This is a genomic window from Ferdinandcohnia sp. SAFN-114 (genome assembly GCF_059415045.1).
Genome location: NZ_JBPFDQ010000029.1, coordinates 1 through 23,036, shown reverse-complemented (window position 1 = coordinate 23,036; position 23,036 = coordinate 1). Strand labels below are relative to the sequence as shown.

The window sequence follows — 23,036 nt, the reverse complement described above, 5'->3', positions numbered from 1 at the left end:
TAATAAATCATTTATACTATAAGTAAAACTTATACCTGTGTTCAGGAGGAAACAATGTGCAATTTTCCGAATTTCAATTATTAGTGGTACTATCATCTGAATTAAATATGCGAAAAGCATCTGAACGTTTATTTGTTACACAACCTGCGTTATCCCAGCGCTTACAATCGATTGAAAAGGCATGGAACACAAAAATATTCATTCGTTCACAAAAAGGACTCACACCAACACCTGCTGGAGAAAAAATAATTGATTTTGCTAAAGAGGTTGTTGAGAAGGAAGAAAAAATACGTGAGCAGCTACAAGGACTCAATCAAGAAGTGCACGGCACCCTTAAAATCGCATGTGCGTCCATTATCGGACAAAATTGGCTTCCAAAGGTATTAAAAAAATATGTAAATAAGTTTCCGCATGCTAAAATTTCATTAATTACCGGTTGGAGTAGTGAAATATTAAAAAATCTTTATGATGACACAGTACATATTGGAATTATCCGCGGCAAACCTGATTGGAAGGGTGCAAAGCATCATCTATTAACCGATACGATGTATATGGTTGATACAGAAATCCAACAAATCGAGCAGGTGTGGGAAACAGACCGACCGTTTATTCAATTCAAAAGTGATTCAACCTATTATCAAGAAATTCAGGAATGGTGGCATCGAACCTTTCAATCGACACCACGTCGCACCATTGTGGTTGACCAAATTGAAACATGTAAGCAAATGACATTAAATGGAATTGGTTATGCGATTTTGCCATCTGTCACTTTAAATGATGATGAAACGAAAAACATATATAAAATCCCTTTAATGAACGAGAATAATGAACCAATGAAGCGCGACACATGGTTGGTCGGTTATGATTATGCATTTGAGCTTAAACAAGTCCAAGCATTTGTTGAGATGATTAAAGAAAATATAGATTCTTTATAAAATGATTTCTATAAATCGTTATCGTGCAGAATTCAATCCACGAATATGTGTAGAATAATCACAGTCTGATTGTGACAAATTACATATATGAGGAGGTGGATGATTAATGGCGAAAATTGGTGTTGAAGGTTCTCTAACAAATGTTCAGCAGGCTCTTCAAGAAAAAGGCTATGAAGTTGTTCAGCTAAAACAGGAAAGTGATGCACAAAACTGTGACTGTTGTGTTGTTACAGGCTTAGATTCGAATGTAATGGGAATGGCTGATACTGTCATGAAAGGGCCTGTCATTGAAGCAAACGGACTATCTGCTGACCAAGTTTGTCAACAAGTAGAAAGTCGTTTAGGACAGGCGTAAACAATGAGAGAGGATAAGTCAAGACTAGGTATTTCACCTAGTCTTTTTTTGTGAACCCATCGTTTATCAACAATATATTATAAAATTGTAAAGATTATATAATTTTTAAAAAACGACGGCGTTTTACTTGAATCGACAGCCACCTCTTTGTTAAACTAGTCATTGTTGATAGCGATTATCATGTTTAAACAGTACAATGCTGGTTATACTTGAATATTGGTGTTAGCGTTATCAATCTACTTATTAAAAATATATGGAGGTTTTACATATGGCAGAACGTATGGTAGGTAAACAAGCTCCTCGTTTTGAAATGGATGCTGTTATGCCAAATAAAGAATTTGGTAAAGTTAGTCTTGAAGAGAACATGAAAAACGATAAGTGGACAGTTTTATTTTTCTATCCAATGGACTTCACTTTCGTATGTCCTACAGAAATTACAGCAATGTCTGATCGTTACGATGAGTTTGAAGATCTAGACGCAATCGTTATTGGCGCTTCTACAGATACAATTCATACACACCTAGCTTGGATTAACACTGACCGTAAAGACAATGGATTAGGGGATCTGAACTATCCACTAGCTGCAGACACTAACCATGCTATTTCCAAAGAATACGGTGTTCTAATTGAAGAAGAAGGTATTGCATTACGTGGTCTTTTCATCATCAGCCCAGAAGGGGAGATGATGTATTCTGTTGTTAACCACAACAACATTGGTCGTGATGTTGATGAAACATTACGAGTTCTTCAAGCATTACAGACTGGTGGCCTTTGCCCTGCTAACTGGAGACCTGGTCAAGCTACACTTAATGTCTAATGTATAACAAATAACAACAGGGTCTAACGTTTGTTAGACCCTTTAATCCATAATTCGGAGGATAAAATCGATGAAATTACGTGATCAAATGCCTGAACTTGATGGAGAAAAAGCTTGGTTAAATGGTGAAGTTAGTAAAGCTGACCTTGTTGGTGAAAAACCAACTCTCATTCATTTTTGGTCAATCAGCTGTGGTCTTTGTAAGGAAGCAATGCCTCAGGTGAATGAATTCCGTGATCAATATCAGGACAAGTTAAATGTTATTGCTGTTCATATGCCAAGGTCAGAAAATGATCTTGATTTAGATGAAATCAAGCAAGTTGCCGAGGAGCATAATATCACTCAACCAATCTTTGTTGATAGTGATCTTAAATTAAATGATAAGTTCGAAAACCAATATGTTCCTGCTTATTATGTATTTGATAAAGAAGGCAAGCTTCGTCATTTTCAAGCAGGTGGTAGTGGCATGAAGATGTTAACCAAACGAGTTAACCGCGTATTAGAAGAAACTCAAAATGCTGAATAATAATGAGGTTTGCTCACAAGGCTAGGTCAAATTGACTTAGCCTTATTTTTTTTAGAAAAAATATTTAACATTTTCTGAAAATGCACTAGATATTTATTTCGAAAACCGATATATTATATGTTACGTACATTTCAGGTTTTTTATGGAAACACCGAGGGGGGACTTTTATGGATACTTTTAGGAAATTAAAGGGGTTTTATTGGCCGTACCGGAAATATTTTTTCTGGTCATTATTTGCCATGATTTTTGTAACAGGAATTACAGTTGTCTATCCTATCGTACTTCAGATAACTATAGATGAGGTTATCAGGGCAGGAAATTATCAGTATGTACCATATCTTGCATTTGGTTTTATTGCCATCATGTTAATTAAGGGGATAGCCACATATTTCAACCAGTATTTAGGGGATTTATTTGGTATAACGGCAGTTTATAAGGTAAGAAATGCATTATATGAAAAACTGCAACGCTTACCCTTTAGTTATTATGATAATGCAAAAACAGGAGATCTTATGTCAAGATTAACTGCCGACGTTGAGGGAATTCGATTCTTCCTTTCATTTGGGTTTGCCGAACTACTTCGTTTTACACTTTTAATTGTTTTCAGTTTAATCGTGATGTTTTCGTATTCCATTTCACTTACATTGGTAACAATTTTGGCATTACCATTTCTCGCAATTGTTGTTTATCGTTTTGATAAGCGGGTCCACCCAGCATTTCGTAAGGTTAGAAAAACATTTGGTCGTTTGAACACGAATGTACAAGAAAATATCAGCGGGATTAATACGGTAAAGTCATTATCACGAGAAGAATTTCAAATTAATAAATTCAATCATTCCAATGAGGATTACCGAGATGTATCACTTGCTACCTCAAAGATTTGGGCAAAGTTTTTCCCTTTAATGGAGTTTATTGGAAATGTCTGTGTTGTCGCTCTATTATCTTATGGGGGATATCTAGTAATTGGTGGGTCTGTCTCTTACGGGGAACTCGTCGCATTTTTTAGTTTAGTGTGGTACCTGCTCAACCCAATTATGAACCTTGGTTTTATTATTAATATGTTTTCTCAAGCCAAGGCATCTGGCGAACGTTTACTAGAGATTCTTGAAGCAGATGAAAAAATTATTGATCAAAAAGATGTTGTTAACAGTGATAACTTGCAGGGGCATGTAGAATTTAAAGACGTTACCTTAAAGTATACAGAGGATGATGAGGCAGCATTACAGTCGATTTCATTTACAGCTGAACCAGGTAAAGTTATTGGGTTAATTGGGGCAACAGGATCAGGGAAAACAAGTATTACACAGCTAATGACGAGATTTTATGAACCGGTAAAAGGCAAAGTCTTTATTGATGGCAAAGATGTTTCAGACTATTCGATTGCTACTTTAAGGAGCAATATTGGATTTGTTATGCAGGAATCATTCTTATTCTCTTCCACAATTCGTGCGAATATAGCATATGGTAAGCCTAATGCTTCATTGGAAGAAATTATTGATGCAGCAAAAAGAGCCCAAGCACACGAGTTTATCATGGAGCTTCCTAATGGATATGATACGATGCTTGGTGAACGTGGCATGGGATTATCTGGTGGACAAAAGCAACGAATTGCGATAGCAAGGTCAATCTGTATTGATCCTAGTATTCTCATTTTAGATGATGCAACAAGCGCGGTAGATATGGAAACAGAATTTTCAATTCAACAAGCCTTAAAGGAAGTAATGAAGGGACGGACTACATTTATCATTGCACATCGCATTTCTTCTTTGAAACATGCTGATGAGATATTGGTATTAGAAAATGGAGCCATCGTTGAACGTGGAACACACGAGGAATTATTGAAAAATGAAGGACCATATCAACGCATCTATGATATTCAGTATAAGGATCAAAAAGTTGTCTTACAGTCACAAGTAGGTTAGGTAGGTGAGATTAAATGTCAAAAAATGAAAAACAAGATATAAAACATCGGTTCCATTATTCAACGGACCAAGCAATCGAAAAACCGTTTAACTGGAAACAAATGCTCAGATTATTAGGCTATATGAAACCATATTCAAAAAATTTATTGCCTTTAGCAATAATCATGGTATTATTAACAACCGCTGTTCGGTTGATCGCACCTATTCTAATTGGGAAATATACAATTGACCATGCGATTGCGAATAAAGATACAGATTTATTAATGGTCTTAGTTTCTACGATTGCTGGGTTATATGCAATTAATTATGTTGCCAACATTTATCGTATCAAATGGACCAATATGCTTGGTCAAAATATTATTTACGATTTACGAAAGCATCTTTTTACACACGTTCAAGGTCTATCACATCGATTCTTTGATAAGCGTTCAGCAGGTTCTATCTTAGTTCGAATCCTAAATGATGTGAACTCACTACAGGAATTATTCACGAATGGGGTAATTAATCTATTAATGGATTTCGTGCTCCTGTTTGGGGTCATTTTTATTCTTTTTGGTTTAAGTCCAAAGCTTACATTGGCAATCTTAATTATTCTGCCACTGATGGTCTTAATTACAACTAAATTAAGAAGAAAAATTAGAAGATCTTGGCAAACAGTAAGAATTAAGCAATCCATGCTAAACTCGCATCTAAATGAAAGTATTCAAGGGATTCGTGTGACACAAGCATTTACTCAGGAAAAGGAAAATATTGAGTTCTTTGATGGAATTAATAATCAAAACTTTGAAAGTTGGAGAGATGCTACCCAGAAAAATGCGATGTTCCGTCCATTTGTTGAAATGACAAATGCGGTTGGAACTGCAATTTTGATTTGGTTCGGGGCTACACTAATCCAAGCTGACGGACTAACAATTGGGGTATTTGTCTCATTTGCCTTCTATTTAGGAATGTTTTGGGAGCCTATTTCACGTTTAGGTCAAGTATATAATCAATTACTCGTGGGGATGGCCTCTTCCGAACGTATTTTCGAATTTATTGATGAAGAACCAATTGTTGGTGAAAAAGAAAACCCAATTCACTTGTCTGATATGAAAGGAAAGATTGAATTCGACCATGTGGAATTCGCATATGATGAAAGTCGAAAAGCTTTGAAAGGCATTTCCTTGACGATAGACGCAGGTCAAACCATCGCCCTCGTGGGTCATACTGGTTCAGGTAAAACGACGATCGCTAATCTGATCAGCCGCTTCTATGATGTAACATCTGGTGAAGTAAAAATCGACGGAATAAATATAAAAGAATTATCTCTCCAGAGTGTTCGTTCTCAAATAAGTGTAGTCCTACAAGATACGTTTATTTTCTCTGGTACAATAAAAGACAATATCCGGTTTGGGAGACCAGACGCAACGGATGAAGAGATAATAGCCGCTGCACAAGCAGTGGGTGCCCATCAGTTTATTGAGAAACTCGTAAATGGGTATGACACGGAAGTTGAGGAAAGAGGGAATATCCTATCAGTTGGGGAACGACAATTATTGTCTTTCGCTCGTGCACTGCTTGCAGATCCTAAAATCTTAATCTTAGATGAAGCAACTGCAAGTATTGATACTGAAACTGAAGTCAAAATACAACAGGCTTTAAAGCAATTATTAAAGGGGCGTACAGCAATCATCATTGCCCATAGGCTATCGACTATTCGTGAAGCTGATAATATTTTCGTATTAGATCATGGTGAAATCATCGAACAAGGAAATCACCATGAATTAATGAACCAGCAAGGCGAATATTTTGGATTGGTAAAAGCACAGTTTAAGATGCTTGAGGCAATTTAGAAAACCTTAAAAGGACTAGGAAACCCTAGTCTTTTTGTTTTAAAGTGCTTTTCAGTGATGCTTCCAAATTATAGATTAATTGTGATACAATCTAAGGTATCTCAATTTGATGGGGGAATAGGTAGTGAACAAAAAAGAGTTTGCGGTAATAGGCCTTGGGCGCTTTGGAGGTAGCATATGCCGCGCATTAAGTGATGAAGGTATGGAAGTCATGGCCATGGACCTTGATGAAGATAAAGTAAATGAGTTTTCAACGATAGCTTCTCATGCAGTTGTTGGTGATTCAACTGATGAATCAGTACTCAAGAGCATAGGGATTCGAAATTTTGACTTAGTTATTGTTGCTATCGGGGACAATCTGAAAGCGAGTATATTAACGACTATTATTCTAAAGGAATTAGGGGTCAAGCAAATTTGGGTGAAAGCACAAAATGACTATCATGAGAAAATTTTAAGTAAAATTGGAGCGGACCGGATTGTACATCCAGAGCGAGATATGGGAAAACGAATTGCCCATAATATTATTTCAAACAATGTCTTGGATTATCTGGAACTTTCTGATGAGCATAGTATTATTGAAATTGTTGCAGGAAAAAAGATTGACGGGAAATCTTTAATTGAATTAGATGTACGTGCGAAGTATGGGGTAACCATCGTCGCGATGAAAAGAGGAAAAGACATTATTGTATCTCCATCAGCAACCGAGCAAATACATAAAGGGGATATCCTAATTATTATCGGGGCTGACACAGATATTAGCCGTTTTGAAAAAAATCTAATCGTAGAATAAACGTCTCAGTATGAGGCGTTTTTATTATGGACAAAAAAATTTAGAGTACGCTTAGTTTTCATGCATTGAAAAGCATGCTCACGTAAAAATATGGAAGTATGTCCCGCGAGAAGCCTCTAGACTGACAAACTTGAGTAAAAAAAGAATTGAGATCTAAACTAAACTTGGTTTATTTGTGTAATGGTGAAAGTAAAAACCCACTGAGGGAAGCCTCAGTGGGAATCAACATTGAATATTACAAGGGTTAACGGACTAGCTTAAACCTCCATAATGATTGGTAAAATCATTGGACGGCGTTTTGTCTTTTCATATAGGAACGGTGCAAGCGTGTCTGTGATTTCATTCTTAATTTCAGACCATTGGGTCGTGCGACGCTCCATTACTTTATTTAAATGTTTTGTAATAAGACTCTGTGCATCATTGATTAAATCTCCAGACTCACGCATATACACAAATCCTCGAGAAATTAAGTCAGGTCCTGCAGCAATCTTAAAGTCCTTCATATTAATACTTACGACAACTATCACAAGACCTTCCTCGGAAAGGATGCGGCGGTCTCGCAACACAATATTTCCGATATCACCAATACCGCTACCATCGATATACACATTTCCTGATGGAATTTTTCCTGCAACAGATGCTTCATTCTCACTTAAGGCAAGAACCTCTCCATTGTCCATAATAAAGCAGTTTTCTTCAAATACACCACAATCTACAGCAGATTTCGCGTGCATCTTTTGCATCCGGTATTCACCATGAATTGGCATAAAATACTTTGGTTGCATTAGACGAAGCATTAATTTTTGCTCCTCTTGGCCGCCATGACCCGATGTATGGATGTTACTTAGTGTTCCATGAATAACATCGGCGCCTGCGCGGTAAAGCATATTGATGATTCGACTAACGCTCAGTGTATTTCCTGGAATAGGTGATGATGAAAATACGACTGTATCCCCAGGAATGATTTGAATTTGTCGGTGTGTACCATTCGCAATTCTTGAAAGGGCAGCCATTGGTTCCCCTTGACTTCCAGTACAAAGAATAACAACCTTATTTGCTGGGAGACGATTGATTTGGTTAGCATCAATAAACGTATCCTTTGGGCATTGAATATAACCTAAATCATATCCAATTGTGATTGCTGATTCCATACTTCTTCCAAATACTGCGATTTTTCGATCGTTTTGAACAGCAGCTTCAACCACCTGCTGTAGGCGATGAATATTAGATGCAAAAGTAGCAAATATGATTCGGCCATCTACCGTTCGGAAAATATCCTGAATACTTTCTCCTACACGTCTTTCAGACATTGTAAAATGTGGTATTTCCGCATTTGTACTATCTGAGAGCAGGCATAGTACTCCATCTCTGCCGATTTCCGCCATTTTTTGAAGATTCGCTGGCTCCCCAACAGGTGTGAAATCAAATTTGAAATCCCCTGTATGTACGACTTGTCCAGGAGGCGTTTTTACTACAATTCCGTATGAATCTGGAATACTATGCGTCGTTCTAAAAAAAGTTACCGATGTTTTACGGAATTTTATTATGTCATCTTCCTTAATTTCAATCAACTTTGCCTGGCGAAGTAGTCCGTGCTCTTCTAGTTTGTTACGAATTAAACCTAGGGCAAGCTTACCTCCATAAATCGGTACATTGATTTCACGAAGTAAATACGGGATTCCGCCAATATGATCCTCGTGACCGTGCGTTATGAATAAACCTTTAATCTTGTCCTCGTTCTTGACTAAATAGCTGTAATCAGGAATAACATAGTCTATTCCTAACAGCTCGTCCTCCGGGAATTTAATCCCAGCATCAATCAGGATAATTTCGTCCTGAAACTGTACGCCATAAGTGTTTTTACCAATTTCCCCGAGTCCACCTAAGGCGAAAACAGCTGTTTGATCGTTCTTTACAAATTTCATAATTCATCAAATCTCCAATACATTATAATCTTCATTTAGTTGCTCATACTCAAGATAGGCCCCTTCCACCTTTTGAATATATTCAATGTTAATTTTCCGTTCCTTTAATTTTTGGCGAACCTCAACTTGAGATTCTGCCTCAATATACAAAGTTTTTGTATGTTCTCTTACTGGAACTTCTAATACATCCTCTTGGTAGTAAACTTTAAAAATCATTGCCAAATCTCTCCTTAATTTCCGAAAGTTAGAGTAACTTTTTCTATTATATAAAAATATAACAAGTTTTTCATGTTTTTTCTTGCTTTTCCTAAATATTTCTTAACATTGCATTGCTTATAGGTAAAAAGAGGGGGTTAGTTTAGGGGTTACTATGTAATTTATTCTAAAATTATTGAACCGTACACCTAAATGTCTATTATACCATTGAAAAGCATGATAGTATATAACAAGCCCTCCATAACGAAGGGCTCTTTTCGTCATTATTAGTTTCAACTTCACTAGGAGGCAATTTTTTTGTTATTAATTCTTATGCTATTGATTTCCTTTTTAATAAATCTTGCCACTGCTTAATTAATTTTTTCCGTAACTTTTTTAGCATGACTATCATCTCCTTTTTTCTCAAACTTTAAACATCTCAAGAACGTTGATTTTGGGTTAAAGTTTTGTCCTTATTATGTGGAAAAAAGGGTCAAATTATCATAGCTAATAAAAGAAAGGTAATTTTGGCGAAGATGAATAAGTCAATTTGGCCAAACAAAAGCACTATAAACTTAACGTATAAATAATTACTTACTAACGCTCGATAGGGATCGCGTTGTCCGGTTCGGCAAACGGATTTTCCTCATTGATATGATCATAGAACATAACTCCATTTAAGTGATCTATTTCATGCTGAAAACAAATAGCAGGTAAACCTTTTAATTTCACAATCACTTCATCGCCGTCTATGGTAGTTCCTTTTACCTTAATTTTTAGGTAACGCGGTACATATCCTGGTACAGCTCTGTCAACAGACAAACAACCTTCACCAGTTGTTAAATAACTCTTTTTTATAGAATGACTAATAATCTTTGGATTAAACAAAGCATAACTGTGTAGTTCGTCATTTTCATCTTTTAAATGTACAGCAATCATACGCTTTGACACATTAATTTGCGGTGCAGCAAGCCCTATACCTGGTCTTAATCCGTATTTTTCAGCAATTTCAGGGTTCTGACTGTTTTTCACATATTCTAATAGTTCTTTAAGTATCTTGCGGTCTTCCTCTGATGCAGGTAAAGGAACCTCATCTGCAACCTTCCGTAAAGTTGGATGTCCTTCCCGGATAATATTATCCATTGTTATCATTTTTATCACTTCCTGGTCTTGATGCTTATATCTATCTTAAGTTTAACAAAGGTTTTTTCATTTTCAAATATAAAAGTAGGACTCTAGTCTGTTCTAAAGCATGTACAAATTCATATATTTAGTTGAAACCTAAAAAATGTTATGAAATCGTATTATAATATAGTATATTTGAAGTAGCTAAGGGGGAGCAGATATTGAAAAATAAAACGTTAAAAGTTGTATTTCTTTGTGTTTGTATGAGTTTTCTCTTAATGGGGTGTTTGGGCGGCCCCACACCTGAAGAACAGGTTTATGAGACTTTAGAAAAAGTGGTAGCAGTAGAAAAGGACTTTGAAAAACAACAAAACCCATTGGTGGAGCTTGAGAAAAAAGAGAAAGAGCTTTATGATAAAATTTTAACATTGGGTATGAAAGAATTTGATCAAATTGTTTCCTTATCGAATGAAGCATTGGCAATTGTTGGAGACCGCGAAACTCGAATTAACAATGAACAAAAGAGCATCGAAGCATCCAAGAAGGAATTTCAAAAGGTTGATGCAATTATTTCTGAAATAAAAGAGGACAGTGTAAAGGAAGAAGGTAACGAACTTGTATCGTTGATGAACAAGCGTTACGAAAGCTACGAGGATCTATACACTGTATATAAAGAAGCCATAGAGCATGATAAAAAATTATATGAAATGTTTCAAAATGAAGAATTAACATTGGATGAATTAGAAAAACAAATTAATCTTATAAATGAAACGTATGAAAAAGTAGTTGCCGCAAATGAAACGTTTAATAAATTGACTGACCAATACAACAAAGCAAAGGTTACTTTTTATCAAAATGCTGGACTAGAAGTTGTCTTTAAAGAGGAATAAAAATATTAATACCGTGAAAGGGCTATCATTGTGATAGCCCTTTTGTTTTGACTATTTTACGAAAAAAGTAAGGTTTTTATAGTACAGATGCTAAATGTGTACTGATACAGATTGTAAAAATGGGAATTTATACAAAACAGAAAAAAATGGTGGACAAGTAATAAAACAGTAAACAAACAATTTGACGTGTGTCTTACGTTGTTGTAAACTTGGAAATGGATAGGGAGCAGTTGTATTAATTGCTTTACTAAAATAATTAATACAGGTTCATTTAGGAGTCAGAATATCTTTTTCGAGCATGACAAAAAATTATTACATCTAAAGACTTCGTCCGAATGGATAATAGTGGTGTTCAAAAAAGAGAATGAGGACCGCGTTGACAAAAACGCCACGTCCTGTGGCATTGTCGACACTAGCACATCCTGTGCGTCGAGAGTTCAAGGCGGCGCAGCTTTGAGTACCGTAACGTATGCCTTTAATACGTGAGGAACGGAAAAACAAGCCAACGAAGAAATTAGATGTGTCATATTCATTCGATTTTTTGAACTTCCTCTTAATTATGTCTTTGAAAAGATATATTTTTGGGTAACCTAATGCTGTATGTTTTGTATCAACCTTAACTTTATACTGGGTTCTTCTCCATCGTAAAGTTAAAGCCCCCTACCATAAATGGTCGGGTGCATTTGATTAAAGAAAATAGGGTAAGAAAGGAAGCGAAAAAAGATGGCTGTAAAAGCAAATGTCTTTGATTTACAAGGGCAACTGGATAAAGTTGCTGAAAACTTTCCTATGTTTCAGATCTTAAATGAAGAAGGAGAAGTAGTTAACAAAGATGCTGTTCCTGATTTAAGTGATGATCAATTAAAAGAATTAATGAGAAGAATGGTTTATACAAGAATCCTTGATCAACGTTCAATTTCGTTAAACCGTCAAGGACGTTTAGGTTTCTATGCACCTACTGCAGGTCAAGAAGCTTCACAACTTGCATCTCAATTTGCACTAGAAAAAGAAGATTTTATTTTACCAGGTTACCGTGATGTACCTCAAATCGTTTGGCATGGTTTACCACTATATCAAGCATTCTTGTTCTCACGCGGACATTTTCATGGGAACCAAGTTCCTGAAGGTGTTAATGTAATTTCTCCACAAATCATTATTGGTGCACAATACATACAATGTGCTGGTGTTGCTTTAGGGATGAAAAAGCGTGGCAAGAAGTCAATTGCTATTACTTATACAGGGGATGGCGGTACTTCTCAAGGTGATTTCTATGAAGGTATTAACTTTGCAGGAGCTTTCAAAGCACCAGCAGTATTTATTGTTCAAAATAACCGTTTTGCTATCTCTACTCCAGTTGAAAAACAATCTGCAGCCAATACTTTAGCTCAAAAAGCAGTTGCAGCTGGTATCCCTGGAATCCAAGTTGATGGGATGGATCCACTAGCTGTATATGTAGCAGTTAAAGAAGCTCGTGAGCGTGCAGTAAATGGAGAAGGTCCAACGTTGATTGAAACAATGACTTACCGTTACGGTCCACATACAATGGCTGGAGATGATCCAACAAGATATCGTACTTCTGAACTTGACAATGAATGGGAAAAGAAAGATCCACTCGTTCGTTTCCGTAAGTACCTTGAAGGAAAAGGAATTTGGAATGAAGAGTTAGAAAACCAAGTCATCGAAGAAGCTAAAGAAGACATCAAGAACGCAATTAAAAAAGCGGACGAAACACCAAAACAAAAGGTTACTGACCTTATTTCACATATGTTTGAAGAGCTTCCTTTAAATTTAGAGGAGCAAATGGAAATCTATAAAGCGAAGGAGTCGAAGTAAGCCATGGCGCAAATGACAATGATTCAAGCAATCACTGATGCGTTACGCACAGAATTAAAGAATAACCCAGATGTCTTAGTTTTCGGTGAAGACGTTGGAGTTAACGGCGGTGTGTTCCGTGCTACTGAAGGTCTACAGGCTGAATTCGGTGAAGATCGCGTGTTTGATACACCACTAGCTGAATCAGGTATTGGTGGTCTTGCTGTTGGTCTAAGCTTACAAGGCTATCGTCCAGTTCCAGAAATCCAATTCTTTGGATTTGTCTATGAGGTTATTGATTCTATTAGTGGTCAATTAGCTCGTATGCGTTATCGTTCAGGTGGTCGTTACACTGCTCCAGTAACGATTCGTTCACCTTTTGGTGGCGGTGTACATACACCAGAACTTCACGCAGATAGCTTAGAAGGTTTAATGGCACAGCAACCTGGGCTAAAGGTTGTTATTCCATCAACACCTTATGATGCAAAAGGTCTATTAATTTCCGCAATTCGCGATAATGACCCAGTTGTCTTCCTTGAGCATATGAAACTTTATCGTTCATTCCGCCAGGAGGTTCCAGAGGGCGAATATACAATTGAACTTGGGAAAGCAGAAGTTAAGCGCGAAGGTACAGATATTACTATGATTTCATATGGTGCGATGGTACACGAATGCTTAAAGGCTGCTACTGAATTAGAAAAAGAGGGCGTTTCTGCAGAAGTTATTGACTTACGTACAGTAAGCCCATTAGATATTCCAACGATCATTAGTTCTGTTGAAAAAACAGGACGAGCTATCGTTGTTCAAGAGGCACAAAAACAAGCTGGAATTGCAGCAAACGTTGTTGCTGAAATCAACGATCGTGCAATCTTAAGTTTAGAAGCTCCAGTATTACGTGTAGCTGCAGCTGATACAGTATATCCGTTCTCTCAAGCAGAATCAGTTTGGTTACCAAACTTCAAGGATGTAATTGAAACTGCGAAGAAAGTATTGAACTTCTAATATATAACCAATTAATCGAGGATTAACTATCCTTAACGGAATAAATAAGCCTGTGGCGTATGAAAGTTCAACAAGTAGTCATGCGCCGACAGGTCATCTTTTGACAAGAATCTAACAATTTTAGGAGGCGAAAACCGTGGCATTTGAATTTAAGTTGCCAGATATCGGTGAAGGTATCCATGAAGGTGAAATCGTAAAATGGTTTGTAAAACCAGGCGATGAAGTAAATGAGGACGATGTACTATGTGAGGTCCAAAATGATAAAGCAGTAGTAGAGATTCCTTCTCCTGTTAAAGGGAAAGTACTTGAAGTACTTGTAGAAGAAGGTACTGTTGCAATTGTAGGAGATACGCTTATTAAGTTTGATGCTCCAGGATATGAGGACCTTAAATTTAAAGGCGACGAATCTGATGAGGCTCCTAAACAAGAAGTTCAGGAAGAAAAAACAGCTGAGGCTGCACCAGAAGCAACAGAACCTGCAGCTGATGTTGATGTAAATCGTCGTATCATTGCTATGCCTTCTGTTCGAAAATATGCACGAGAAAAAGGAATTGACATTAAAAAGGTTGCAGGAAGTGGCGAAAATGGTAGAATAATGAAGTCGGATATTGATGCGTTCACTTCTGGCGGTGCAACTGTTGCTACAGAAACACCTGCAGCTGAAGCTCCAAAATCAACAGCGGCAGAAGCAACGACAGCTCCTGCAAAACAACCAATTCCTGCGGGCGAATACCCTGAAACTCGTGAAAAGATGAGTGGAATTCGTAAAGCAATCGCCAAAGCAATGGTTAACTCAAAACATACAGCTCCACACGTAACGTTAATGGACGAAGTAGATGTGACAGAGTTGGTTGCACACCGTAAGAAATTTAAGGCTGTTGCAGCTGAAAAAGGTATTAAATTAACATACCTACCATATATCGTAAAAGCTTTAACTGCGGCATTACGTGATTTCCCTGCGTTAAATACATCACTTGATGATGCAACTAGCGAAATTATTCATAAGCACTACTTCAATATTGGTATTGCTGCTGATACAGAAAAAGGTCTTCTTGTTCCTGTTGTTAAAGATGCGGATCGTAAGTCAATTTTCTCTATCTCTAATGAAATCAATGAATTAGCAGGAAAAGCTCGTGATGGTAAGTTAGCTCCTAATGAAATGAAAGGTGCTTCATGTACTATCAGTAACATTGGATCAGCTGGTGGACAATGGTTCACTCCTGTTATTAACCATCCAGAAGTTGCAATCCTAGGAGTAGGCCGAATTGCAGAGAAGCCTGTTGTTAAAAATGGTGAAATTGTTGTAGCTCCAGTCCTTGCTTTATCATTAAGCTTTGATCACCGTATGATTGATGGTGCTACTGCACAGAACGCACTCAACCAAATCAAACGTTTGTTAAATGATCCACAATTATTATTAATGGAGGCGTAATACAACATGGTAGTAGGAGATTTCCCAATTGAAACAGATACAATAGTTATTGGTGCTGGACCTGGTGGATATGTTGCAGCGATTCGTGCTGCACAACTAGGACAAAAAGTTACGATTGTAGAGAAAGACACTGTTGGTGGTGTTTGTCTTAACGTTGGATGTATCCCTTCTAAGGCGCTAATCTCCGCTGGACACCGTTATGAAACAGCTAAGAATTCTGATTCAATGGGAATCAAAGCTGAAAATGTAACACTTGATTTTACAAAAGTTCAAGCTTTTAAAGATAGTGTTGTTAAGAAATTAACTGGTGGAGTTTCAGGACTATTAAAAGGTAATAAGGTTGAAGTTGTAAAAGGGGAAGCATATTTCGTAGACGCAAACTCTTTACGTGTAATGAACGAAGACTCTGCACAAACTTACAATTTCAAAAATGCAATTATTGCTACAGGTTCTCGTCCAATCGAAATACCATCTTTCAAATATTCAAAACGTGTTCTTGATTCAACTGGCGCACTTGGACTTAAGGAAGTACCAGAAAAAATCGTCGTAATCGGCGGTGGTGTAATTGGTATTGAACTTGGCGGTGCTTATGCAAACTTTGGATCACAAGTAACAATTCTAGAGGGAGCAGATGATATCCTTCTTGGTTTTGAAAAGCAAATGACTACAATTGTTAAAAAGAACCTTAAGAAAAAAGGTGCGGAAATCATCACTAAGGCTCTTGCTAAAGGTGTTGAAGAGACTGAAAATGGTGTAACTGTGAAGTATGAAGCAAAAGGCGAAGAACATTCAATTGACGCAGACTATGTATTCGTAATGGTAGGTCGTCGTCCTAATACTGATGAGCTTGGATTAGAGCTTGCTGGTGTTAAAATGAATGAAAGAGGCGTTATTGAGATCGATAAACAATGCCGTACAAGTGTAAGTAATATTTACGCAATCGGTGATATTGTTCCCGGACCTCAATTAGCACATAAAGCATCATATGAAGGTAAAATTGCAGCAGAAGCAATTGCTGGTGAGTCATCAGAAATTGACTACTTAGGTATTCCTGCTGTTGTATTCTCTGAGCCTGAACTAGCTACAGTTGGATACACTGAGCAACAAGCTAAAGAAGAAGGAATTGAAATTGTAGCAGCTAAATTCCCATATGCAGCAAATGGTCGTGCGCTAGCACTTGAAGCTACTGACGGTTTTGTAAAGTTAATTACTCGTAAAGAGGATGGACTACTAATCGGTGCTCAAGTAGCAGGGGAAAGTGCATCAGATATTATTTCTGAATTAGGCCTTGCTGTTGAAGCTGGTATGACAGCTGAAGATATTGCAATGACAATTCATGCTCACCCAACTCTAGGTGAAATCACAATGGAAGCAGCAGAAGTTGCTTTAGGATCTCCAATCCACATTGTAAAATAATAAATGTAAAAAATCGCTCCGAATATGGGGCGATTTTTTTATTTTTTTGAACTTGTTGAGGTCGATAAGACGTTTTCAAGGGGTATGATAATTTCTTCTTTGTCGACATTCCCTTCAATTTTTTCAAGGACTTTATCTTGTTCAATAATTAATAAAGAAGGATATTCATCAATCTTATACTTCGTATACAATCTATTATCTTCAGACGAAACAACCTTCATATTTGCGATTTCAGTTGGGAATTTATTTCTAAGCTCCAGTAAAGCATCATAATAATTACTTTCATTATGAATATTATCTTCATCAGAAAAAAAGATGATTTGTTTGTCTTTGATTTCTGGCAATGTAGGTTGTGTTTGGTATGAAGAACATGAGGAAAGGAAAATAAAAGAAAGTATGATTAGGGTAAATTCTTTCATTTTGTTAATCACTCTTCCATAAAATAGTCAAAAGTATAGGTCTTTAATGCTAAATTTAAATAATACAAAACGCCTATTTTTTAATTTAAATTCATTTTATCATGTATTCTTAAAATTCTTTCCAATGTCATTGATTTGTTACATAAATGAAAAATACTACCATATTTCTGTGCATATTAATTAATATAGTAAACAGAAATTCATAGAGACTAGAATGCGAAACGAGATCATAGTTCCTTTATTGCTGATAAAAGGGGAGTTTCTTCATGAAGGTATATGTAATTGGATTAATCCAGGTATTAATATGGAGTACATTTTCGTTGGTTACTTGGTTATCACGTTCCGATAGTCTGTTTGCGAAAGGGATATTATTAGTAATCTTTTGTTATCTTGCATTTTTAATAGCAAACAAAATTGGACTAACAAGAAAGAGTTCATTCTTGATTACGTTCATTTCCTTTTTATGTTTTTTCTCATTTGAAAAGGTTTTTTGGGCATTTACATAGAAAAAGACCACCTCACAATGATATGGTCTATTCTTACTTACACTTGAAAATTTAGTTAAAGAAAACAGAGAACCTTAATCGTTATTTTCGTTTGTAAAAATACATAATTCTTCCGTTAAATAGATGTAATTCTCCTTCAAGTTTTTTTGCTAAAAACTTACAGAACTCATTAGCTTTTCCTTTATCGCCAGTGGTTGACACATGTGGAAGGGTTACTTGGATATAGGATTGCTCGATTTGCTCACCGTTATCACCTTCAAGTGCCTCTTGGCCAACGCCAACTATGATTGCATTATACTTTTGATGATCGGATTTTAAATAAAACCAATTATGTTCTTGGTTCGTCTCTTTTATGTGGTATGGAAATGCAGCATTGTCGTATTCCCAATCTAGTTGCTGCCCCGTTTTCCTTGTAATTTCCTTGTAATAGCTAAAGAGATCTTTTACAACATCTAGTGATACACTTTGTGTATTTGATGCAGGAACAAGCTTAATGAATGCGTTTTCCAAACTCTTCACTCCTACTCCAGATTGATTAATTATGTATGTTTATATCTCTAAGTTACTACTATTCTAGCATTGAATGGGTAATACTTACAACTTTGTGTTGTGTGCAGTAAATATGTATCGCAATTCATCAAGTATGATAAAAAATAACTGAAAATAATTTAAAATGTTATACAATTAACTATTGACGAACCAATTGTGACATACTATTATATAAATAACATAACATAAAACGTTTTCAAAAGGAGTTTATGAATCTACTTTTCGAAAGGGGCTTTGAATAATGGGTACAATCATCTGTCAAACATGTAGTGAAACAATTGAACATTTTGAGTATGAGAAGGTTACAACACTTTATTCAACATGCGACCATTGCGATTGCAATCACGAAGAGAAATAACTTTATAAAAAATTAAAAGCATGCAAAAAAATTTGCATGCTTCTTTTTCGACTTTATTTAATTGCTTTGTGCTCTTTGATAACTCGCAAGTATTTTAAATCATAATCCTCTGGTCCTTGAACGGGGAGACCTGCTTCAATATTGGTTTGAATATACGTTAAGTTCTCCTCAGTTATAATTTCTCCAGGTATGAAAATCGGAATGCCTGGTGGATAGACCATTATAAATTCAGCAATTACTCTGCCAGCTGATGCTTCAAATGGAACAACCTCTGTTTCAGAATAAAATGCATCCCGAGGTGATAAAGCAAGTACCGGGATATCTGGAAGTAAAACTTCTGGTACAATTCTAGATTCTGAAAGGTGTGAGACTTCGTCAGATAAATTTGCAAGTGCATCAATTAGTAAATCAGCCTCTTTCTTAGTATCACCAGGTGTTACAATACAAAGAATGTTGTAGAGGTCGGACATTTCCACTTCAATATTGTATTTTTCACGAAGCCAGACTTCTGCATCTGAACCTGTAATACCGAGGTCTTTTACAGAAATTATTAATTTTGTCGGATCGAAGTCAAATGTGGCTTTAGAGCCTAAAATTTCGCGTCCGATACATTTAAGTTTTTCTATTTCATTGATTTTTTCTCTTGTATAGTTGGCTAATTGAATTGTTTTTTCAATCAGGTCGAATCCCTCTGTCACTAACCGTCTTCTCGCAACATCCAAAGATGCTAATAATAAATATGATGTAGACGTTGTTGTTAACATACTTAAGATTGTTTGAACCCTGTTAGCTGACACTAAGCCCTCTCTAACGTTTAAAATTGAGCTTTGTGTCATTGAACCACCTAACTTATGGACGCTTGTTGCAGCCATATCTGCTCCAGCCTGCATGGCAGATAGCGGTAACCCATCATGGAAGTGAATATGCACGCCATGTGCTTCGTCAACGAGTACTGGTACTTCATAGGAATGAGCAATATCGACAATCCTTTTTAGGTCAGCAGCAACGCCGAAATAGGTTGGATTAATCACAAGTAATCCTTTTGCGTCTGGATGCTGTTCAAGTGCTTTTTTAACAGAGTCTGTGGTGATTCCATGCGAAATTCCCAAGGTATTATCAATCTCTGGATGAATGAAAATTGGCACTGCACCGGAAAAGACAATGGCCGACATTACAGACTTATGGACATTTCTAGGTACAATAATTTTGTCTCCTGGCCCACATACTGCCATGACCATTGTCATAATTGCGCCACTTGTACCTTGTACGGAAAAGAAAGTGTGATCTGCACCAAATGCGTCAGCTGCAAGGTCCTGTGCCCGCTTAATGATGCCTTTAGGTTGATGAAGATCATCTAAGGGTCCGATATTAATGAGATCGATTGAAAGGGCATTGTCCCCGATAAAGTCTCGAAATTCTGGATCAATTCCTGCACCTTTTTTATGTCCAGGTATATGGAATTGAGTTGGGTTCTTTTTTGAGTGTTCAACAAGACCAGTAAATAATGGTGTTTCATTTTGCGACAATTGATAACCACACCTCTTTATTTATATTTCAGTTTAAAAATGAATGTTTTATTCTACTTTTTTCTACATAAAACAAGTGAATTATAGCATTTCTCTTACCGTTTGCATATAAAAATATTTCATACTTTTAAATTGTCACAACAAGTAATTATTAAACATTTTTTGGACTGTTAAACTTTGCTTATAACATTTGCTAAAGGAAAAAGAGGAGTTTCAAGAAGTGACATCGAAATGGATTAATGAAAGGTGGGAGTACAATGAATTGGGAAACGAAGGTTTCAACTTTATTAGGAATTAAGTATCCAATCATTCAAGGAGGACTGGCGTATTTAGCGTATTCGGAACTTGCAGCAGCAGTATCAAATGCAGGTGGCCTTGGTCAAATTACAGCTATGTCACTTGACACACCAGAAGATCTTCGCAATGAAATTAAAAAAGTAAAAGAACTAACAAACAAACCATTTGGGGTTAACTATGCAATAGGACAACATGGCAGACCGTTTACGGACATGCTTGATGTAGCTATTGAGGAAGAAGTGCCTGTTATCACAATGACTGGCGGAAATCCTGCACCTATTTTTGAACAATTAAAGGGTGTTAATATGAAGAAGCTTGTTTTGGTTGCAGCTAGAAGACAAGCAGAAAAAGCAGAGGAGCTAGGGGCAGACGCTGTTATGGTAGTTGGTCAAGAGGGTGGTGGCCATCTTGGTAGACAGGATATCGGAACTATGGTTCTCATTCCACAAGTTGTCGATGCAGTATCCATTCCTGTTATTGCTTCCGGTGGAATCGGTGATGGTCGAGGTTTGATGGCTGCGTTAAGTTTGGGGGCAGAAGGTATTGAAATGGGTACACGCTTTATTGCGACCAAAGAATGCGTTCACGCCCATCAAGGATATAAGGATGCATTGATTAAAGGAACCGAAAATGATACAGTCGTAATTAAACGATCACTAGGTGCACCAGGTCGTGTCATTTCTAATGAATGGTCCTCAAAAATCCTCGAGTTGGAAGCCGCAAACAGTGGATACGAAGGATTAAGGGAATACATAAGTGGTCAAGCTAATATGAGTTATATTTATGATGGTAAACTAGATGGGGGATTTGCTTGGGCTGGTCAGGTAATGGGACTCATCAAGGATGAACCAACAGTCGCTGAACTGTTCGAGCGAATGATTACTGAAGCTGAGCAAATCAGGTCTAAGTGGAGTAAATAGAGGTGAAGTCGATTGGATTATCAATACCCGATTTCGTATGACTGGAGCACAGACGAGGTAGTCGATGTGATTGCCTTTTTTGAATGTGTTGAAAGGGCATACGAGAAAGGAATAGCAAGGGATAAAATGATGCAGGCTTATAAACGCTTTAAAGAAATTGTTCCGAGTAAAGCAGAAGAAAAAAAAATTTGCGGAGAATTTGAAGAAACAAGTGGGTATTCTGCATACCGTGTTATTCAAAAAGCAAAAGAAAATATGGAATTAATCAAAATGTAAATAAAAAGGATGTCTTCTAGAAGACATCCTTTTTATTATGTAAGCTTGTCGAAAAATGAATTTCTTTTTGAAACTTACTTTGAACTTTCGTGTGCTAACTGGTATAATGGAAGTAACTTTCTGAAAGTTTGATCAATTACTCGTACTAATTCTTCAGCGCTCATTTCAACCACTTTATCTCTAGGAATGTTTATTCCGCATAGGATTTCTGCCTTTTTAACAGTTTGTAGTCTTGTGAACATTGATTCAAGTTCTTGTTCGCTCAACTCCTGATGTTTAAGAGTTTCTGGTTTTGTGTGATCTACTGACCATACAAAATGGTTTGGGACACTTTCTCTAACTTTTTTCGAGTGCTCCATTAATACATGACTGAATTCTGCCTTGATAGGTGCCTCATAAATGACAGCAAACCAAACAAATAAATGTGTATTCCATAATCCGATTTGAAAATGAGGCAGCATTTTATACCCACGCTTATTATTTGCAAAAGCTACCCAAGTATCTTTAGGTGGATTAATCGTCCTTCTTGCATGTTTTGCTACATGAGCAAACATTTCATCTCCTGAAAGACTCGAGAGTGTAGGGGCAAAATGATTCCCTAATTCCTCTAATTTTGGTCGAACCTGTTTAATTAGTGCATCCATGCGATTTTCTAGTCCATCTATTGTAAACACATTAAAGTCTTCTTTTGTAAACCCTGTAAAAGCCATTGAACTTTCCTCCTAATGATATTCCTTCTTGTATTTTAGCAAAAACATTAAAAAAGCTAAACTAGCTTGCTCGATAATTAAACCTAAAGCTTATCTAGGTATACGCACATATTTGTTACAATGCTCTAGTTTTTTCATAAGATAGAAGTAACTAGCAGAATTAGTCAATGAGGGAAAGTGGTAGATTGAAATAGTGGAAAGGGGTGCGGAAATTGAAACAAGTGATAAATGACTTAAAGCGAAAAGACGGAGAAAAGCGCTTGGCTGTGTTACGTTTAGAAGTAGATTATGAATTGGCAACCCTTTATGATGCGATGATTGAAAAAGATGAAGCGAAAAAAGCAGAATGTAAAAAGAAATTACAAAAATTAAGCCAAGAAATGATTAAAATTGAAGTATAAAAAAGAGCGAAAGCGAACCTGAGATGTGGACTAACCTAAAATAGTGAGACAATATAAAACACCTCCAAAATGGCAATACTTGAGATAAGTATTGTGACAT

Annotated in this window: 24 protein-coding genes; 17 read left to right on the top strand and 7 right to left on the bottom strand. The window is 36.6% G+C overall.

Annotated elements, in window-relative coordinates; all coding sequences use genetic code 11:
- Window positions 1–56: 56 nt before the first annotated feature.
- The 7 genes from ccpC to ACR65M_RS11165 all read left to right on the top strand — a co-directional run bounded on the left by ccpC (window position 57) and on the right by ACR65M_RS11165 (window position 7,177).
- Window positions 57–935: a transcriptional regulator CcpC gene (gene ccpC, locus ACR65M_RS11195; RefSeq protein ID WP_341332023.1), complete on the top strand. Its 879-nt coding sequence runs from the start codon at window positions 57–59 to the stop codon at window positions 933–935.
- Window positions 936–1,041: 106 nt separating this feature from the next.
- Entirely contained in the window at window positions 1,042–1,290 is a 249-nt protein-coding gene (locus tag ACR65M_RS11190; protein ID WP_099353608.1) for a YkuS family protein, read from the top strand.
- 268 nt (window positions 1,291–1,558) lie between these two features.
- Window positions 1,559–2,107, top strand: a complete 549-nt coding sequence (locus ACR65M_RS11185; RefSeq protein WP_099363161.1) for a peroxiredoxin — start codon at window positions 1,559–1,561, stop codon at window positions 2,105–2,107.
- Between the two features lie 70 nt (window positions 2,108–2,177).
- Window positions 2,178–2,633 carry a TlpA disulfide reductase family protein gene (locus tag ACR65M_RS11180; protein WP_341332022.1) on the top strand — a complete coding sequence of 152 codons (456 nt, stop codon included), beginning with the start codon at window positions 2,178–2,180 and terminating at the stop codon, window positions 2,631–2,633.
- A 167-nt stretch (window positions 2,634–2,800) separates the two neighbouring features.
- On the top strand, window positions 2,801–4,555 hold the full coding sequence (locus tag ACR65M_RS11175; RefSeq protein WP_440273339.1) for an ABC transporter ATP-binding protein: 1,755 nt from the start codon (window positions 2,801–2,803) through the stop codon (window positions 4,553–4,555).
- 14 nt (window positions 4,556–4,569) lie between these two features.
- Window positions 4,570–6,387 (top strand): ABC transporter ATP-binding protein, encoded by a 1,818-nt coding sequence (locus tag ACR65M_RS11170; protein ID WP_341332020.1) that lies wholly within the window; start codon window positions 4,570–4,572, stop codon window positions 6,385–6,387.
- Between the two features lie 124 nt (window positions 6,388–6,511).
- The gene (locus tag ACR65M_RS11165; RefSeq protein ID WP_341332019.1) at window positions 6,512–7,177 is read left to right on the top strand and encodes a potassium channel family protein; all 666 of its coding nucleotides are present in this window, start codon (window positions 6,512–6,514) and stop codon (window positions 7,175–7,177) included.
- A 257-nt stretch (window positions 7,178–7,434) separates the two neighbouring features.
- Here ACR65M_RS11165 and rnjA read toward each other — a convergent pair whose 3' ends face one another.
- From rnjA to def, 3 genes are all read right to left on the bottom strand, one after another.
- Complete coding sequence (gene rnjA / locus ACR65M_RS11160) at window positions 7,435–9,102, bottom strand: ribonuclease J1 (RefSeq protein ID WP_121445034.1); 1,668 nt, start codon at window positions 9,100–9,102, stop codon at window positions 7,435–7,437.
- A 6-nt stretch (window positions 9,103–9,108) separates the two neighbouring features.
- Entirely contained in the window at window positions 9,109–9,318 is a 210-nt protein-coding gene (locus ACR65M_RS11155) for a DNA-dependent RNA polymerase subunit epsilon (RefSeq protein WP_099363155.1), read from the bottom strand.
- A gap of 576 nt (window positions 9,319–9,894) precedes the next feature.
- The gene (def, locus tag ACR65M_RS11150; RefSeq protein WP_440273338.1) at window positions 9,895–10,449 is read right to left on the bottom strand and encodes a peptide deformylase; all 555 of its coding nucleotides are present in this window, start codon (window positions 10,447–10,449) and stop codon (window positions 9,895–9,897) included.
- A 194-nt stretch (window positions 10,450–10,643) separates the two neighbouring features.
- On the opposite strand from def, the gene ACR65M_RS11145 reads away from it, so the two are divergent.
- The 5 genes from ACR65M_RS11145 to lpdA all read left to right on the top strand — a co-directional run bounded on the left by ACR65M_RS11145 (window position 10,644) and on the right by lpdA (window position 16,974).
- Window positions 10,644–11,312: a YkyA family protein gene (locus tag ACR65M_RS11145; protein ID WP_341332017.1), complete on the top strand. Its 669-nt coding sequence runs from the start codon at window positions 10,644–10,646 to the stop codon at window positions 11,310–11,312.
- A gap of 723 nt (window positions 11,313–12,035) precedes the next feature.
- Complete coding sequence (pdhA, locus tag ACR65M_RS11140) at window positions 12,036–13,145, top strand: pyruvate dehydrogenase (acetyl-transferring) E1 component subunit alpha (RefSeq protein WP_121445031.1); 1,110 nt, start codon at window positions 12,036–12,038, stop codon at window positions 13,143–13,145.
- 3 nt (window positions 13,146–13,148) lie between these two features.
- Window positions 13,149–14,126 carry an alpha-ketoacid dehydrogenase subunit beta gene (locus ACR65M_RS11135; protein ID WP_341332016.1) on the top strand — a complete coding sequence of 326 codons (978 nt, stop codon included), beginning with the start codon at window positions 13,149–13,151 and terminating at the stop codon, window positions 14,124–14,126.
- A gap of 136 nt (window positions 14,127–14,262) precedes the next feature.
- Entirely contained in the window at window positions 14,263–15,558 is a 1,296-nt protein-coding gene (locus ACR65M_RS11130) for a dihydrolipoamide acetyltransferase family protein (RefSeq protein WP_341332015.1), read from the top strand.
- A 6-nt stretch (window positions 15,559–15,564) separates the two neighbouring features.
- On the top strand, window positions 15,565–16,974 hold the full coding sequence (gene lpdA, locus ACR65M_RS11125) for a dihydrolipoyl dehydrogenase (protein ID WP_341332014.1): 1,410 nt from the start codon (window positions 15,565–15,567) through the stop codon (window positions 16,972–16,974).
- Between the two features lie 38 nt (window positions 16,975–17,012).
- Here lpdA and ACR65M_RS11120 read toward each other — a convergent pair whose 3' ends face one another.
- Window positions 17,013–17,393, bottom strand: a complete 381-nt coding sequence (locus ACR65M_RS11120) for a hypothetical protein (RefSeq protein ID WP_341332013.1) — start codon at window positions 17,391–17,393, stop codon at window positions 17,013–17,015.
- 266 nt (window positions 17,394–17,659) lie between these two features.
- On the opposite strand from ACR65M_RS11120, the gene ACR65M_RS11115 reads away from it, so the two are divergent.
- Window positions 17,660–17,899 carry a hypothetical protein gene (locus tag ACR65M_RS11115; RefSeq protein ID WP_121445026.1) on the top strand — a complete coding sequence of 80 codons (240 nt, stop codon included), beginning with the start codon at window positions 17,660–17,662 and terminating at the stop codon, window positions 17,897–17,899.
- An 81-nt stretch (window positions 17,900–17,980) separates the two neighbouring features.
- Here the strand turns inward: ACR65M_RS11115 and ACR65M_RS11110 are convergent, their stop codons facing one another.
- Complete coding sequence (locus ACR65M_RS11110; RefSeq protein ID WP_440273337.1) at window positions 17,981–18,409, bottom strand: DUF1885 family protein; 429 nt, start codon at window positions 18,407–18,409, stop codon at window positions 17,981–17,983.
- Between the two features lie 280 nt (window positions 18,410–18,689).
- Between ACR65M_RS11110 and ACR65M_RS11105 the strand changes: the two genes are divergently transcribed.
- Window positions 18,690–18,806, top strand: a complete 117-nt coding sequence (locus ACR65M_RS11105; RefSeq protein WP_099363145.1) for a GapA-binding peptide SR1P — start codon at window positions 18,690–18,692, stop codon at window positions 18,804–18,806.
- A gap of 53 nt (window positions 18,807–18,859) precedes the next feature.
- Here the strand turns inward: ACR65M_RS11105 and ACR65M_RS11100 are convergent, their stop codons facing one another.
- On the bottom strand, window positions 18,860–20,332 hold the full coding sequence (locus tag ACR65M_RS11100; RefSeq protein WP_341332011.1) for an aminotransferase class I/II-fold pyridoxal phosphate-dependent enzyme: 1,473 nt from the start codon (window positions 20,330–20,332) through the stop codon (window positions 18,860–18,862).
- 257 nt (window positions 20,333–20,589) lie between these two features.
- Here ACR65M_RS11100 and ACR65M_RS11095 point away from each other — a divergent pair, with 257 nt between their 5' ends.
- Together ACR65M_RS11095 and ACR65M_RS11090 are read left to right on the top strand one after the other, a co-directional pair.
- On the top strand, window positions 20,590–21,549 hold the full coding sequence (locus ACR65M_RS11095; protein ID WP_341332010.1) for an NAD(P)H-dependent flavin oxidoreductase: 960 nt from the start codon (window positions 20,590–20,592) through the stop codon (window positions 21,547–21,549).
- A 12-nt stretch (window positions 21,550–21,561) separates the two neighbouring features.
- Window positions 21,562–21,825, top strand: a complete 264-nt coding sequence (locus ACR65M_RS11090) for a UPF0223 family protein (RefSeq protein WP_440273336.1) — start codon at window positions 21,562–21,564, stop codon at window positions 21,823–21,825.
- Between the two features lie 74 nt (window positions 21,826–21,899).
- Here ACR65M_RS11090 and ACR65M_RS11085 read toward each other — a convergent pair whose 3' ends face one another.
- The gene (locus ACR65M_RS11085) at window positions 21,900–22,535 is read right to left on the bottom strand and encodes a YktB family protein (RefSeq protein ID WP_440273335.1); all 636 of its coding nucleotides are present in this window, start codon (window positions 22,533–22,535) and stop codon (window positions 21,900–21,902) included.
- Window positions 22,536–22,747: 212 nt separating this feature from the next.
- On the opposite strand from ACR65M_RS11085, the gene ACR65M_RS11080 reads away from it, so the two are divergent.
- Complete coding sequence (locus tag ACR65M_RS11080; RefSeq protein WP_121445020.1) at window positions 22,748–22,936, top strand: YkzI domain-containing protein; 189 nt, start codon at window positions 22,748–22,750, stop codon at window positions 22,934–22,936.
- Window positions 22,937–23,036 lie beyond the last annotated feature (100 nt).